The sequence below is a fragment of the Aeromonas sp. sif0611 genome (genome assembly GCF_019218845.1).
Classification (GTDB): domain Bacteria; phylum Pseudomonadota; class Gammaproteobacteria; order Enterobacterales; family Aeromonadaceae; genus Aeromonas; species Aeromonas media.
Genome location: NZ_JAHUWU010000026.1, coordinates 1 through 653 on the forward strand (window position 1 = coordinate 1; position 653 = coordinate 653).

The 653-nt window shown below is 47.2% G+C and carries 1 tRNA gene; it reads left to right on the top strand.

What is annotated here, in order from left to right:
- The first annotated feature begins 275 nt into the window (after window positions 1–275).
- A tRNA-Glu gene (locus KW824_RS20600) sits at window positions 276–351 on the top strand.
- Window positions 352–653 lie beyond the last annotated feature (302 nt).

Consider the following 653-nt stretch of genomic DNA (forward strand, 5'->3'; position numbering starts at 1 on the left):
AGTCGTAACAAGGTAACCCTAGGGGAACCTGGGGTTGGATCACCTCCTTACCTTAAGATGTCGAAGTTGTTGAGTGTTCACACAGATTGCCTTGATTCAAAGTAGTTAGAGCAAAGACCTGATGCGCAAGCGTCAGTGCTTATCTGGCTTAGGTCAGATGAGAGAAGCCCTATCATTGGGTTTTGGGATGTGAATAATGGCGCTCGGCCTCGCAGGCTCAGCACTCGCCATTACCCAAAATCTGCACTGCTAACGCAGTGCAAAGATGATTTTGGGTCCCCTTCGTCTAGAGGCCTAGGACACCGCCCTTTCACGGCGGTAACAGGGGTTCGAATCCCCTAGGGGACGCCACTTCTCTTCTTGCTAACAAGAATGCAGAGTTAAGAACTGATTCTTAACTCTGTTTTCTTCGGCCTTGCGCCGTTGCAAACATGCTCTTTAACAATCTGGAAAGCTGATTTAAAAAGTAGTTCTCAAACATTTGTTACAAGTGCTTTGGAAACTTCTTGGCGAAAACCAAATTTTATTTGGTCCTTGTTGTACAGCAACAAGTCGCGTCGTTTCGACGACACTTCTTGGGGTTGTATGGTTAAGTGACTAAGCGTACATGGTGGATGCCTTGGCAGTCAGAGGCGATGAAGGACGTACTAACC